The sequence below is a fragment of the Flavobacterium sp. KY-23415 genome (genome assembly GCF_055384985.1).
Window position 1 is genome coordinate 740,245 of record NZ_AP044001.1, and the last position, 13,742, is coordinate 753,986.

The 13,742-nt window shown below is 32.2% G+C and carries 12 protein-coding genes; 9 read left to right on the top strand and 3 right to left on the bottom strand.

Features of this window, described 5'->3' with window-relative positions:
* From ACZ49Z_RS03600 to ACZ49Z_RS03620, 5 genes are all read left to right on the top strand, one after another.
* Positions 1 to 2,376 (top strand): glycoside hydrolase family 31 protein, encoded by a 2,376-nt coding sequence (locus ACZ49Z_RS03600; RefSeq protein WP_464306830.1) that lies wholly within the window; start codon positions 1 to 3, stop codon positions 2,374 to 2,376.
* A 1-nt stretch (position 2,377) separates the two neighbouring features.
* Positions 2,378 to 4,036, top strand: a complete 1,659-nt coding sequence (locus ACZ49Z_RS03605; RefSeq protein WP_464306831.1) for an alpha-amylase family glycosyl hydrolase — start codon at positions 2,378 to 2,380, stop codon at positions 4,034 to 4,036.
* 7 nt (positions 4,037 to 4,043) lie between these two features.
* Positions 4,044 to 5,471: an alpha-amylase family glycosyl hydrolase gene (locus ACZ49Z_RS03610; RefSeq protein WP_464306832.1), complete on the top strand. Its 1,428-nt coding sequence runs from the start codon at positions 4,044 to 4,046 to the stop codon at positions 5,469 to 5,471.
* A 66-nt stretch (positions 5,472 to 5,537) separates the two neighbouring features.
* Positions 5,538 to 6,215: a glycerophosphodiester phosphodiesterase gene (locus tag ACZ49Z_RS03615; protein ID WP_464306833.1), complete on the top strand. Its 678-nt coding sequence runs from the start codon at positions 5,538 to 5,540 to the stop codon at positions 6,213 to 6,215.
* Between the two features lie 61 nt (positions 6,216 to 6,276).
* The gene (locus tag ACZ49Z_RS03620) at positions 6,277 to 7,488 is read left to right on the top strand and encodes a BaiN/RdsA family NAD(P)/FAD-dependent oxidoreductase (RefSeq protein ID WP_464306834.1); all 1,212 of its coding nucleotides are present in this window, start codon (positions 6,277 to 6,279) and stop codon (positions 7,486 to 7,488) included.
* A 142-nt stretch (positions 7,489 to 7,630) separates the two neighbouring features.
* Here the strand turns inward: ACZ49Z_RS03620 and ACZ49Z_RS03625 are convergent, their stop codons facing one another.
* The 3 genes from ACZ49Z_RS03625 to ACZ49Z_RS03635 form a co-directional block, all read right to left on the bottom strand.
* Positions 7,631 to 8,185 carry a hypothetical protein gene (locus ACZ49Z_RS03625; protein WP_464306835.1) on the bottom strand — a complete coding sequence of 185 codons (555 nt, stop codon included), beginning with the start codon at positions 8,183 to 8,185 and terminating at the stop codon, positions 7,631 to 7,633.
* A gap of 29 nt (positions 8,186 to 8,214) precedes the next feature.
* Complete coding sequence (locus ACZ49Z_RS03630; protein WP_464306836.1) at positions 8,215 to 9,153, bottom strand: OmpA family protein; 939 nt, start codon at positions 9,151 to 9,153, stop codon at positions 8,215 to 8,217.
* Between the two features lie 91 nt (positions 9,154 to 9,244).
* A complete protein-coding gene (locus ACZ49Z_RS03635; RefSeq protein ID WP_464306837.1) occupies positions 9,245 to 9,721 on the bottom strand; it encodes a TspO/MBR family protein in 477 nt (158 codons plus the stop codon).
* An 82-nt stretch (positions 9,722 to 9,803) separates the two neighbouring features.
* Here ACZ49Z_RS03635 and mvaD point away from each other — a divergent pair, with 82 nt between their 5' ends.
* From mvaD to ACZ49Z_RS03655, 4 genes are read left to right on the top strand one after another with little or no spacing between them, the layout of a single operon-like run.
* The gene (gene mvaD, locus ACZ49Z_RS03640; protein ID WP_464306838.1) at positions 9,804 to 10,880 is read left to right on the top strand and encodes a diphosphomevalonate decarboxylase; all 1,077 of its coding nucleotides are present in this window, start codon (positions 9,804 to 9,806) and stop codon (positions 10,878 to 10,880) included.
* 40 nt (positions 10,881 to 10,920) lie between these two features.
* Positions 10,921 to 11,859: a mevalonate kinase family protein gene (locus ACZ49Z_RS03645; RefSeq protein ID WP_464306839.1), complete on the top strand. Its 939-nt coding sequence runs from the start codon at positions 10,921 to 10,923 to the stop codon at positions 11,857 to 11,859.
* 31 nt (positions 11,860 to 11,890) lie between these two features.
* Positions 11,891 to 12,811 (top strand): geranylgeranylglycerol-phosphate geranylgeranyltransferase, encoded by a 921-nt coding sequence (locus ACZ49Z_RS03650; protein WP_464306840.1) that lies wholly within the window; start codon positions 11,891 to 11,893, stop codon positions 12,809 to 12,811.
* A gap of 27 nt (positions 12,812 to 12,838) precedes the next feature.
* Positions 12,839 to 13,720, top strand: coding sequence for a pseudouridine synthase (locus ACZ49Z_RS03655; protein ID WP_464306841.1), 882 nt, complete (start codon positions 12,839 to 12,841; stop codon positions 13,718 to 13,720).
* Positions 13,721 to 13,742: the final 22 nt, after the last annotated feature.

The following is a 13,742-nucleotide window of genomic DNA, read 5'->3' on the forward strand; positions in this document are numbered from 1 at the left end:
ATGAAAAAACTAGTACTACTATTTCTTATTACAACGCTATCATTTTCTCAAAATGCAAACAGACAATTTTCTAAAGTTGAGATTAAAGGCAAAACAATTTCAGTTCAAACAAATGACGGGGAGTATTTATTCAATTATTTAAACAATAAAATAATAGAAACATCCTTCGTTCCAAGAAATGAAAAATTCAATTCCATTTCACATTTTAAAATAATGGAAAATGGATTCTTTAAAAATGACATTTTAGAAAACGAAAATGAAATTAAAATAGCGACTGATAATATCAAAATAGTAATTACTAAAAAACCATTTCAGATTTCCTACCTCAACAACGAAAATAAGCTCATTCTTTCCGAAAAAAACGGTTACATTAAAAAAGACAGTACAGAAACACTCGATTTCAATCTAACTCCTGATGAAGTATTATATGGTGGTGGTGCACGCGTTTTAGGTATGAACCGAAGAGGAAATAGACTACAACTATATAACAAAGCACATTACGGCTATGAAAACAAATCGGAGTTAATGAACTATACTTTACCAATAGTCATTTCTTCAAAAAAGTATATGCTTCATTTTGACAATGCTCCAATTGGTTATTTAGATTTGGATAGCAAAAAAAATAACACTTTAACCTATGAAACCCTTTCAGGAAGAAAAACCTATCAAGTTATCGTTGGTGACACTTGGGGAGATCTAATAGCAAACTACACCCTACTCACAGGAAGACAACCCTTACCTCCAAGGTGGGCTCTAGGGAATTTTTCCTCTCGTTTTGGTTATCATTCAGAAGCAGAAGCTAGAAAAACCATTCAGAAATTCAAAGATGAAAAAATCCCTGTAGATGCAATTATTCTAGATCTATATTGGTTTGGAAAAGAGATAAAAGGGACAATGGGAAATTTGGAAGTCTTTAGAGATAGCTTTCCTAATTTCGAAAAAATGATAGCCGATTTCAAAGAACACGGTGTGAAAACAATTACCATAACAGAACCTTTCATTCTAACAAATTCTAAAAAATGGGAAGAAGCAGAAGCAAAAAAAATCTTAGCTACGAACAACGATAATTCACCAGCAACTTGGGATTTTTATTTCGGAAACACAGGTTTAATTGATGTTTTTAAACCCGAAGGAAAGCAATGGTTTTGGACAATTTATAAAGATCTACACAACAAAGGTGTCTCAGGAATTTGGGGCGATTTGGGTGAGCCAGAAGTTTTCCCATCATCTGCTAACACTTTTACAGGAAAAGCAGATGAAGTTCACAATATTTATGGCCATGAATGGGCTAAACTTATTTATGAAGGTTATCAAAAAGATTTCCCAACAGAAAGACCTTTCATTTTAATGCGTGCTGGAGCAGCAGGTTCACAACGCTACGGAATGATTCCTTGGAGCGGTGACGTAAACCGAACTTGGGGAGGACTTTCAGGACAAACAGAAATTGCATTACAAATGGGAATGCAGGGTTTGGGTTATATGCATTCGGACTTAGGAGGCTTTGCAGGAGATAATTTAGACGATGAATTATACATTCGTTGGCTACAATATGGCGTTTTCAATCCAATTTTCCGTCCACACGCACAAGAAGACGTTCCTTCCGAACCTGTTTTTAGAAGTAACAAAGCAAAAGCACTCGCTAAGCAAGCAATAGAATTGCGTTATCAATTATTACCGTACAATTATAACCTTGCTTTTGAAAATTCCCAAACTGGAAAACCTTTAATGCGTCCCTTGTTCTTCGAAGAAGAAAATAACAAAGCGCTACTTACAAAAGCAGATGGTTATTTATGGGGCAACGATTTTCTTGTTTATCCTGTTACTGAGACTAATCAGAAAACTAAAGAGGTTTATTTCCCAAACACAGCCAATTGGTATGATTTCTATACAGAAAAAAAATACCAAGGAGGCACAACGCAAACCGTTGAACTAAACGAAAATACTATTCCAACATTTGTTCGTGGTGGTAGTTTCATTCCAATGGCAAAATTGGTTCAAACTACCGACAATTATAATTTAGACCAATTTGATTTGCATTTCTATTTCGATGATTCTCTAACAATTACTTCAGGACAATTATTTAATGATGATGGCTATTCTACAAACACTTTCAAAGATAATAAATTTGAAAAAATATCATTCAGAAGCAAATATAAAGACAACAAACTAGCCATTAGACTAGCATCTGATCATGAATTCATATCAAAAATAGTCAAAGAAGTTACTTTAAAAATTCATAATATTTCTAAAAAACCAAAAAAAGTAATAGTTAATTCTAAAAAAACAAAATATAAATTAGACACTTCCACAAACATTTTAGATCTAAAAATTGTTTTAGAAAACGATAAAAAAGCTCAAATAGAAATACAATTTTAAAATGAAAAACACTATTCTATTCTTCCTTACATCAATACTTTTAATTAGTTGCAATCAAAAAAAAGAAGCAATTGACAACAACATAGAAACAACAACACCTTTTGTTTGGGAAGCAGCCAATGTCTATTTTCTATTAACGGATCGTTTCAACAATGGTGATACTTTAAATGATAATCTATTAGAGCGAAACAAATCAGCTGCTAAATTACGTGGTTTTGAAGGTGGAGACATTCGTGGAATTATTCAAAAAATAGAGGAAGGCTATTTTAGCAATTTAGGAATAAATGCCATTTGGATGACTCCAATTGTGGAACAAATTCATGGTTCAGTAGATGAAGGGACAGGAAATTCGTATGGGTTTCATGGTTACTGGACAAAAGATTGGACAAACTTAGATCCAAATTTTGGAACCCGAAAAGATTTAGCAGAATTAGTTGAAAAAGCACATGCAAATGGAATCAGAATTGTTTTAGACGCAGTAATTAACCATACTGGTCCCGTAACTGAAAAAGATGAGGTTTTCCCAAATGATTGGGTACGCACAACTCCTAAATGCACCTATGATAGTTATGGAAATAACATCAATTGTACTTTAGTGGAGAACCTTCCAGATATAAAAACGGAAAATAATAATACGGTAGAATTACCTCCAATGCTTATTGAAAAATGGAAAAAAGAAGGACGTTATGAAGAAGAAATAGCAGAATTAAATACTTTCTTCAAAGAAACAGGCTATCCAAGAGCACCTAAATATTACATCATGAAATGGCTTTCGGATTATATTGTAGATTTTGGAATAGACGGTTATCGTGTTGACACCGTTAAACACACCAATGAAGATGTTTGGAGTGCATTTGCAAAAATTTGTCAAACAAAATTTGATGCTTTCAAAAAGAACAATCCAACAAAAGTTTTAGACAACAACAATTTCTTTTTAGTGGGTGAAGTATATGGTTATGGCATTTCTGGGAAAAGACTTTATGATTTTGGAGATAAAAAAGTTGATTATTTTGCTCATGGTTTTAATAGTTTAATCAATTTTGATTTTAAAAGCGATGCTAATAAATCTTATGAAGAACTATTTGCTCCATATTCAAATACGTTACAAAATAACCTAAAAGGATATAGTGTCATGAACTATATAAGTTCTCATGATGACGGTTCCCCTTTCGACAAAAAACGAGAAAAAGCAATAGAAGCAGGCACAAAATTATTATTAGCACCTGGTATTTCGCAAATCTATTATGGAGATGAGACAGCTCGTTCCTTAGAAATTGAAGGAACTGAAGGAGATGCTACTTTACGTTCTTTTATGAACTGGGAAGACATCAAAACGAATCCAAAAACAAAAGAAGTATTAAATCATTTTCAAAAACTAGGACAGTTTCGAAAAAAACATCCTGCTGTTGGAGCCGGAAAACACACATTAATTACTTCTTTGCCCTATACATTTAGTAGAACATATAAGACATTTAACTATGAAGACAAAGTAATCATTGCGCTAAATATCCCTAAAGGAGAGAAAGAAATAACCGTTGGAAGTATCTTCAAAGATGAAGACATTGTTATCGATACCTATTCGAATACTAAAGCAACCGTCCAAAACGGAAAAGCCACTTTCAACACGCCTTTTACCATTCTATTAATTGAAAAACCATAACTAACAAATGAAAAAAACAATCTTTACCTTAACTTTCCTTACAGCTTTATTGAGTTGTAAAGAAGAAAAAAAGGAAATAATAGCACAACCTGTTGTTGAAGAAACCAAAGAGATAGCTCAATTTTCTCCAGAAATAGCGGAAAATGCAGTTATTTATGAAGCCAACATTCGTCAGTACTCACCAGAAGGAACATTTAACGAGTTTACCAAAGACATTCCACAACTAAAAGAATTAGGAATTAAAATCATTTGGCTAATGCCCATCTTTCCCATTTCGGAAACAAAAAGAAAAGCGACAGGAGGAAAAGACAGCAAATTTGCTTCAGAAATGCCAAAATCAGAACAATCTAAATATTTAGGAAGTTATTATGCGGTTTCCGATTTTAAAGCCATAAATCCAGAATTCGGAACAATCGAAGATTTTAGAAAACTAGTAAAAACCGCTCACGACAATGGCATCTATGTGATATTAGACTGGGTTCCTAATCATACTGGTTGGGATCATGTATGGCTAAAAGAACATCCAGAATTTTATACCAAAAACGATAAAGGAGCAATTACACATCCCAAAGACACCGATTGGACAGATGTAGCCGACTTGGATTATTCAAATAAAGGTTTACGAAAAGCTATGGTGAACGATATGAAACACTGGTTAAACAATGAAGGTATTGATGGATTTCGTTGCGATGTAGCTGGTTCTGTCCCTACCGAATTTTGGCAAGAAGCAATCCCGCAATTGCGTAAAGAAAAAAACATAGTCATGTTAGCAGAAGCTTGGGAACCAGAATTATTCAAAGATGGATTGTTTGATATGGGTTATGCTTGGGATGGTCATCATGCAATGAACAAAATAGCTCAAGGAAAAGAAACCGTATTGGCATGGGATAACTATATGGAAAAGAGAATGAAAGAGTATGAAGCAAACGACATCTTAATGAATTTTGTAGATAATCACGATGAAAATTCTTGGAATGGAACTATTTCTGAAAGAATGCAGGAGGCTTCAGAAATCATGATGGCTTTGTCCTTTTTAACCCCAGGAATGCCTCTAATTTATAGTGGTGACGAATATGGATTAGATCACCGCTTAAAATTCTTCGAAAAAGACACTATTCCAAAAAACAAAGGTAAAAACTGGACAATTTTTAAGAAATTAGGTAAAATTAAAACCGAAAAAATTGCATTAAATGGCGGAAAAGAAAAAGCGTCATACAAGAAAATAAACACAACCTCTAAAGATAAAATTCTCGCTTTCGAAAGAGAGAAAAACGGAAAAAAAATTATTTTTATTGGCAACATGTCTAAAGAACATCAAGAATTCACAATTGAAACTATTGGTAATTTTAAAAACATTTATGCTAACTCAAGTTTCAACATTGAAAAAGATCAGAAACTCATAATGAAACCTTGGGAGTTTGTAATCCTAGAATAATTCGTTTATTTTTTATATAGCACGAATCGATTAACTTGATTCGTGCTTTTTTTATACATTTGAATTATGCAAAAAATTGGACATAGAGGAGCAAAAGGATATGCCATAGAAAACACATTAGAATCCTTTCAAAAAGCAATAGAGTTGAACGTTGACGCAATAGAATTAGACGTTCACATCTGTAAATCTGGTGAAATCATTGTTTTTCATGACTTCACCTTAGAAAGATTAACTAATGGCTTTGGTGAAATTTCAAAAATGACACTTGAAGAACTCAATCAATTAAAAATAAGAGAAAAACATAAAATTCCAACATTAGAAGAAGTTCTCAACTTAATTGATAAAAAATGCAATATAAATATTGAATTAAAAGGACACAATACTGCTAAACCTGTTTTTGATTTAATCCAATATTATGTAAACCAGAAAAACTGGAACTATTCTAACTTTATTATTTCCAGTTTCCAACAAGAAGAGCTATCTAATTTCAGTCAATTTAATCCAAAAATTTCGCTTGCGATATTAACCCAAGCAAGTGTAGCACAAGCCATCGAATGGGCAATCAAATTTAATGCAAATTATATTCATCCTCATTTTTCGTTATTAACCACAGATAATTGTAATTTTGCAAAACAAAGAGGTTTAAAAATTAATACTTGGACAGTTAATGAAGTATTAGATATTGAACATGTAAAAAAATTCAATATTGATGGTATTATCTCTGATTTTCCAGATAGAATCTAAATCCTTTACTATTATATTTCTGTCAAAACCTAAAATTATGACAGAAATTCAATTTTAAACTATGAATTCAAAATACGATATTATTATTGTTGGTGGTGGTGCAGCAGGTTTTTTTACAGCGATAAACATTGCCGAAAAAAATCCGAAACTTAAGATTGCAATTTTAGAACGCGGAAAAGAAGTCCTCTCTAAAGTGCGCATTTCTGGTGGTGGACGCTGCAATGTTACACACGCTTGTTTCGTTCCAAATGAACTAGCAAAATTCTATCCAAGAGGAGAACGAGAATTAAAAGGTCCATTTCATCAATTTTGTTCTGGAGATACTATTGAATGGTTTGAAAAACACGGTGTTACTTTAAAAATTGAAGAAGACGGAAGGATGTTTCCCGAATCCGATTCTTCCCAAACCATTATTGATTGCTTTCTAAAGGCTACTGAAAAAAACAAAATTGACATCTTAACGCTGCAAAGTGTACAGTCTATTTTTAAAAAAGACGAAGGTTGGAAAATCGACACTAATACAGAAACATTCCTTTGTCAGAAATTGATAATGACAACAGGAAGTAACCCAAAAATTTGGGAAATGCTACATGCGTTAGGGCACACAATTGTTCCTCCAGTTCCTTCTTTATTTACTTTTAACATTAGAGACAACAGAATAAAAGACTTAATGGGTCTTTCTGCAATTGCTTCAATAAAAGTTAAAGGAACCAATTTAAAGTCTTCTGGACCATTATTAATTACCCATTGGGGAATGAGTGGACCAGGAATACTCCGTCTTTCTGCTTGGGGAGCGAGAATTCTTTTTGAAAAAAACTATCATTTCACACTTCAAGTTAATTGGTTAAATGAAACTACTTTTGAAGAATGCTTAGAAGAATTAAAAGAACTCAAAGAGTTGAATAGCAAAAAATTAATCTCCAAATTTTGTCCGTTTGATTTCCCTAAACGGTTATGGGAAAGCTTAACTCTTGTTTCTGGGATTACAACCGAATTAAAATGGGCTGATTTGTCTAAAAAACACATGATTGCTTTAGCAGAACAACTCACAAATGGACAATTTCAAGTAAACGGGAAAAGTACATTCAAAGAAGAATTTGTTACTGCTGGTGGCATTGATTTAAAAGAAATTAATTTCAAAACCATGGAGAGCAAAGTGTTGTCCAATCTCTATTTTGCAGGAGAAATTGTAAACATTGATGCCATTACTGGTGGGTTTAATTTTCAGAATGCTTGGACAAGTGGTTTCATTCTCAGTAATGCTATAACATAAAGAGGCTTTTCTAAAAGTCAGTAATCTTGTCATTTCGACCAAAGGGAGCAATAACACAACACTAATTATAAGACTCCTCCTAGCGTTGGAGTAACAAACAAATGTTGATTTTTTAGTTTTAGGACAGCCTCTTTAATTTCTTTTATTTTTCTCTTCCTCCATCGAGAATGTCTTGCCAATCTTTCAACTCTTGCCATTTCCCTTCATAACATAATTTGGCTTGCCTTGGCCATGTTCCTGGATCGTGTATTTGAAAACGTTCTCCAGCTTTAAGCAAAATCTCTCTACATCTATCAACCGATGTTTCCGACAAAGACTTCCAAGTTAAAATTCCTGATGTTTTGAAAAGCTCTTCAATTTTTGGACCAATTCCTTCAATAATTTTCAAATCATTTTCATTAATTTTCTTACCAAAAACTGCTTTAACAACTTCACTATCAAAAGGGATAATATTATTTTTTTCTGTAACAGTTTCCGCAAATGAAGAACGTTTAGTTGATGCTTCTGTTACTTGAGATCTTAATTTCTCCATATCCAATCTCAATTGCGAGTTGCGTCTATTACAACTATCTAAATCATCTTTCAAAGAATCATAATCTCCCTCTGACCCCACTGAAACCCTCTTTCCTAATAAATAGCCTAATATTCCGCAAATAATACCCACCAATGCAGGTATTAAAAAACATAATAAATTCATAGTATAGTATTTGTTAGTTAATGTATTTCTTATTTGATTGTTACTTCCACTCTACGATTTTTTGCTCTGCCCTCTTCCGTTTCATTATCTGCTATAGGGCTTGCTGCACCTTTACCAAAAGATTCTATTTTTTCAGAAGGTATGCCATTTGCAATAAAATATTTCTGAGCAAATTCTGCACGTTTCTTAGAATAATACTCATTCGTGTTTCTTGGACCTACCACATTATCAGTATGACCTACGATGTCTATTTTAGAATCTGGAACATGATTTAAATAATCAACTATAATTCCTAATTTATCTTTTTCTGCTTCTGTAAGTGCAATATTAGATTGACCCGTTTGAAAATATAACGTCAATGGATTCGCTCTAATTTCATTTCGAATTTGAGACCAATCTTTATCTGCTTTAGGATTAACATCTAAGGATAACCAATCAAAAGATACCGCATTATAGACGAGATTGTTTTCTTCAATAAGATTTTGGTCATCTAATTGACTAAACAATTCCAATTTATTTTCAGGTAATCCTTTTTCAACCAAATAATTTTTAATAGCATTTGCTCTAGCCAATCCTAAATCTGGAAAAATAGAATTATTAATTTCTTTTGACGCATAATAGCCTTTAATTGCAAATTTCAAATTAGATTTTTCTAAAACCGATTTCAATTTAGAAATCCCTAAATCAATAGAGTCAGACACCGGAGTAATTACTTTTGCTTCAGAAACATTAAAAAGGAAATTATCAGAACACGTATAATTTAATTCTGGAGATGTAAATCCAAAACCGTTTCTGACTACATTAGATTTTGAAGTGTCTTGATTTTGTTCACTACTTATCGTATTTGTTTCAAGAGATTCACTCGCTTTCGCTTTTGAACAGCAATTACAACAAAACAATAAATACAACCAAGTTCCCAAAAGTATTGTGAGAACTATTCCTAGAAGGTAAATTGCTTTTTTTGACATAATACCATTTTTGAATTTACTCAAAAATAGGAAAAATTAACAAAAAAACAATTATAAAAACCTAAAAATTAAAAGGTTAAGAAAAATTAAATTAAAAATTAAGAAAATAAATTGTAACCGTTAATATTGTAGCGAAAGAAACCCACAGTAAATAAGGGATGAATAATCTACTCGCCATACTATCTATTTTCTTAAAAACAACATAGGTTTCATAGATAATGAGCAATAATAAAATAATTTCAATACTAGCTAAAAGAATATTTTTAAGACCAAAGAAAATAAAAGACCAAAAAGCATTTAACAACAATTGAACCGTAAAAAAGAATAATCCTTTTTTTACTAGTTCTCTATTTTGTTCTAATTTATCCCAAACCAAACCCCCTGCAATTCCCATCATTATAAATAGGAGTGTCCAAACAGGAGCAAAAACCCAATTAGGAGGGTTAAATATTGGCTTCTTGATGGTCGGATACCATGTCTCGATACTGCTTTGAGTCACCAAACTAGACAAATAACCCACCGCTAAACAAATAGCAACAACATAGAATATTTTTAAACTTTTGCTCATCCTAAATAATTTTGAAGCAAATTAACGAATAAAGAGAGAAACAACTAAATCAAATTTGGTATTTTTACCAAAAATTTCAGCTATGCTTACGGAAAAAGATTTTATAACTTCAAATTTTACACCTATTGAGACAGCAAGTTTTGTTTGGAGTGCTCCAAGCAATATTGCATTAGTAAAATATTGGGGGAAAAAAGAAAACCAAATACCCGCCAATCCTTCCATTAGTTTTACTTTAAATAACTGCAAAACAATTACAGAACTTAGCGTTACGAAAAAAGAAAACCATGAAGACTTTTCATTCGACTTATTATTTGAAGGAAAGACAAAAGAAGCATTTAAACCTAAAATTCAAAAGTTTTTAGAACGAATAGAAAAATATTGCCCCTATCTAAAAGAATATCATTTAAGCATCAACACAAAAAACACTTTCCCTCATAGCTCGGGGATTGCTTCCTCTGCCTCTGGAATGGCAGCTTTAGCAATGACCATTATGAGTTTAGAAAAAAAAATAACCCCCTCAATATCCGAAGATTACTTTTATTCGAAAGCCTCTTTTTTAGCTCGTTTAGGCAGTGGAAGTGCTTGCCGAAGCATTAAAGGAGAAGTCGTTATTTGGGGCGAAAACAAAGAAAATCCAGAAAACTCAAATTTATACGGAGTTACTTTGCCAGCTATTCATGAAAATTTTAAAAACTATCAAGATACTATTTTATTAGTAGATAAAGGAGAAAAACAGGTTTCCAGTACCGTTGGGCATGAATTAATGCACAATCATCCGTTTGCAGAAAAACGCTTTGAACAAGCGCATGACAATTTATCCAAAATTAAAACCATCCTAACCGAAGGAAATATTCCAGAATTTATTAAAGTGGTAGAAAGCGAGGCCTTAACGCTTCATGCAATGATGATGACTTCTTTACCCTATTTTATTTTAATGAAACCAAACACTTTAGCCATCATTAATCGTATTTGGAACTACAGAAACGAAACACAAATTCCTGTTTGTTTCACACTCGATGCTGGTGCAAATGTACATGTTTTATATCCTGAAATTCACAAAGAAAAAGTTTTAGATTTTATTAAGAATGAATTAGTTGGCTATTGCCAAAATGAACAGTATATTTGTGATCAAATTGGCAATGGTGCAAAATCATGTTAATTTTTTGTATCTTTACTTAAACCTGAATTTTTAAAAACTTATGAAAGGACCATTATTTTACTCAAAAATATTACTCTTTGGAGAATACGGAATAATTCAAGACTCTAAAGGACTTTCAATCCCCTATAATTTTTACAAAGGAGCGTTAAAAACTGAAGAAAATCCTTCTTCAGAAGCTATTATTTCTAATAAAAGCTTGGAACGTTTTGCCGATTACTTAACGCATTTACAAAACGAACAACCCGACCTTGTTACATTCAATTTGGATCTCTTAAAAAACGATATCAGGAACGGTATGTTTTTCGATTCAAGTATTCCTCAAGGTTATGGCGTAGGTAGTAGCGGTGCCTTAGTAGCTGCAATATATGACAAATATGCTACAACAAAAATTACGGTTTTAGAAAATTTAACACGTGAAAAGTTATTACAACTCAAAGCTATTTTTTCTCAAATGGAATCTTTTTTTCACGGAAAAAGTTCTGGTTTAGATCCGCTAAATAGTTATTTAAGCCTTCCAATATTAATTAATTCCAAAGACAATATAGAGCCTACTGGAATACCTAGCCAAAGTACTCAAGGAAAAGGTGCTGTCTTCTTGATCGATTCAGGAATTATTGGAGAGACCGCTCCAATGGTTAGTATTTTTATGGAAAACTTAAAAGACAATGGATTTAGACAAATGCTAAAATCTCAATTTATTAAACACACAGATGCTTGTGTTGATAATTTTCTCCATGGCGACATCAAATCATTATTTGCTAACACAAAAAAACTTTCTAAAGTCGTTTTAAATCATTTCAAACCAATGATTCCTGAACAATTTCATCAAGTTTGGCAAAATGGAATTGAAACAAATGACTACTATTTGAAATTATGTGGTTCTGGTGGTGGTGGCTATATTTTAGGCTTCACAGAAGATTTAGAAAAAGCAAAAACAGCTTTAAAAGACTACAAACTAGAAGTTGTTTACAACTTTTAATGCACACAAAGCTATTCCACAAATAATCTAGATGCTAAGCCGTAAATCAAAACTTTTTTTAAAAAAAATATTAAGTTTTTTCTCTGTTATTAGAGGCTACAACATTTGGGTAGTAGCACTAGCGCAATATTTGTCTGCCATATTTATCCTAGCCCCCGAAGAAAGAGCATTAGACATTCTTCTCGACTGGAAGATGTTCCTTATAGTGTTAGCTTCTTCACTAACAATAGCTTCTGGGTACATCATAAATAATTTTTATGATGCAAAAAAAGACTTAATCAATAGACCCAAAAAAGTAATGATAGACCGTTTAGTGAGTCAACCAACAAAACTAAAAGTCTATTTTGCTATTAATTTTTTAGTCGTTACTCTTGTCAGTTTTATTTCATGGAAAGCGGTACTGTTTTTTTCTAGTTATATTTTTTTAATTTGGTATTACTCTCATAAGCTAAAAAAAATCCTTATTATTGGCAACATTACTGCTGCTACATTAGCCATACTTCCATTCTTTGGAATCCTAATGTATTATAAGAATTTTTACAGTGTCATTTTCGCACATGCACTTTTTCTATTTTCACTCATCTTCATACGCGAATTAATTAAGGATCTAGAAAACATTGAAGGCGATTTAGCGAACGAATACAAAACAATCCCTGTGCTATTTGGAGAAAGAATAACAAAAAATATCATTTCAATAATTACATCTACTACAATTATACCTATTTATTTTTTAATAGACATTTATGATGTTGGCTACATGGATATTTATTTCTATATCAGCCTAATGCTATTATCCATTTTTCTACTCAAATTATGGAATTCAAATCTGAAAGCGGACTATCTAAAACTGCATTTTTTATTAAAATTTATAATTGTATCGGGCGTTTTTAGTATTATTTTGATAGATCCTATTGTTTTGATACACGGAAAAAAACTAATATCAAGTTATTAGTATATCTTTGCATAAAATATTTAGAGAATGACACGTCACCAAGGAAATGATAAAAGCAAACCAGGCTCTGGAAGACAAGGCGGTTTTAAAAAGAATAGTAGCTCTAGAGGTAATGCACCTATTAGAAAAACACCATCAAAATTTTCTGTAAAACCATCAGAATCAAAAGCACCAAAGACACCAAAAGCAGCATCTAACCCAGATGAAATGCGTCTTAACAAATATATTGCCAACTCTGGAATGTGCAGCAGAAGAGATGCCGACATCTACATTCAAAGCGGTAATGTAAAAGTAAACGGAATCCCAGTTACCGAAATGGGATACAAAGTTAAATTAACCGATGTAGTTCAATTTGATGGCAGTATCATTACTCCAGAAAAGAAAGAATACCTTTTACTAAACAAACCGAAGAACTTTTCAACAGCAGGAGATGATGCAAAAGGAGATGGAAATGTTTTAGATTTAATTAAAGGAGCAAGCAAAAGTAAGCTTCAACCTGTTGGCAGAATGGACAAAACTACTACTGGTCTATTATTGTTCACAAACGATACCGATATGGTTCGCAAGTTTACAACTCCAAACCAACGTTCTTCAAAATTATATCAGGTTACATTAGACAAAAATCTCAAATATGAAGATTTAGAAAAAATCGCTAATGGTTTAACCATCGATGAACATAGAGTCTATGTAGAAGAAGTAACTTATATTGAAGATCAACCAAAAAGTGAAATTGGAATTAAGATGAAAACTGCCAATGTAAAAATTGTACGCAAGATTTTTGAACATTTAAACTATGATGTCATTAAATTAGACAGAGTTACATTTGCTGGTTTAACAAAGAAAAACCTTCCAAGAGGAACTTGGAGATTCTTAACTGAACAAGAAATTATTAATTTAAAAAATAGTTAATACCTTTTTAACCACAGATTAT

What these genes read in the sequence shown, in the direction of transcription:
- ACZ49Z_RS03620 (WP_464306834.1), top strand. Translation starts at nt 6,277, where the DNA reads ATGAATTCAAAATACGATATTATTATTGTTGGTGGTGGTGCAGCAGGT.
- ACZ49Z_RS03635 (WP_464306837.1), bottom strand. Translation starts at nt 9,721, where the DNA reads ATGAGCAAAAGTTTAAAAATATTCTATGTTGTTGCTATTTGTTTAGCG.
- ACZ49Z_RS03655 (WP_464306841.1), top strand. Translation starts at nt 12,839, where the DNA reads ATGACACGTCACCAAGGAAATGATAAAAGCAAACCAGGCTCTGGAAGA.
- ACZ49Z_RS03610 (WP_464306832.1), top strand. Translation starts at nt 4,044, where the DNA reads ATGAAAAAAACAATCTTTACCTTAACTTTCCTTACAGCTTTATTGAGT.
- ACZ49Z_RS03625 (WP_464306835.1), bottom strand. Translation starts at nt 8,185, where the DNA reads ATGAATTTATTATGTTTTTTAATACCTGCATTGGTGGGTATTATTTGC.
- ACZ49Z_RS03630 (WP_464306836.1), bottom strand. Translation starts at nt 9,153, where the DNA reads ATGTCAAAAAAAGCAATTTACCTTCTAGGAATAGTTCTCACAATACTT.
- ACZ49Z_RS03605 (WP_464306831.1), top strand. Translation starts at nt 2,378, where the DNA reads ATGAAAAACACTATTCTATTCTTCCTTACATCAATACTTTTAATTAGT.
- ACZ49Z_RS03645 (WP_464306839.1), top strand. Translation starts at nt 10,921, where the DNA reads ATGAAAGGACCATTATTTTACTCAAAAATATTACTCTTTGGAGAATAC.
- ACZ49Z_RS03600 (WP_464306830.1), top strand. Translation starts at nt 1, where the DNA reads ATGAAAAAACTAGTACTACTATTTCTTATTACAACGCTATCATTTTCT.
- ACZ49Z_RS03615 (WP_464306833.1), top strand. Translation starts at nt 5,538, where the DNA reads ATGCAAAAAATTGGACATAGAGGAGCAAAAGGATATGCCATAGAAAAC.
- mvaD (WP_464306838.1), top strand. Translation starts at nt 9,804, where the DNA reads ATGCTTACGGAAAAAGATTTTATAACTTCAAATTTTACACCTATTGAG.
- ACZ49Z_RS03650 (WP_464306840.1), top strand. Translation starts at nt 11,891, where the DNA reads ATGCTAAGCCGTAAATCAAAACTTTTTTTAAAAAAAATATTAAGTTTT.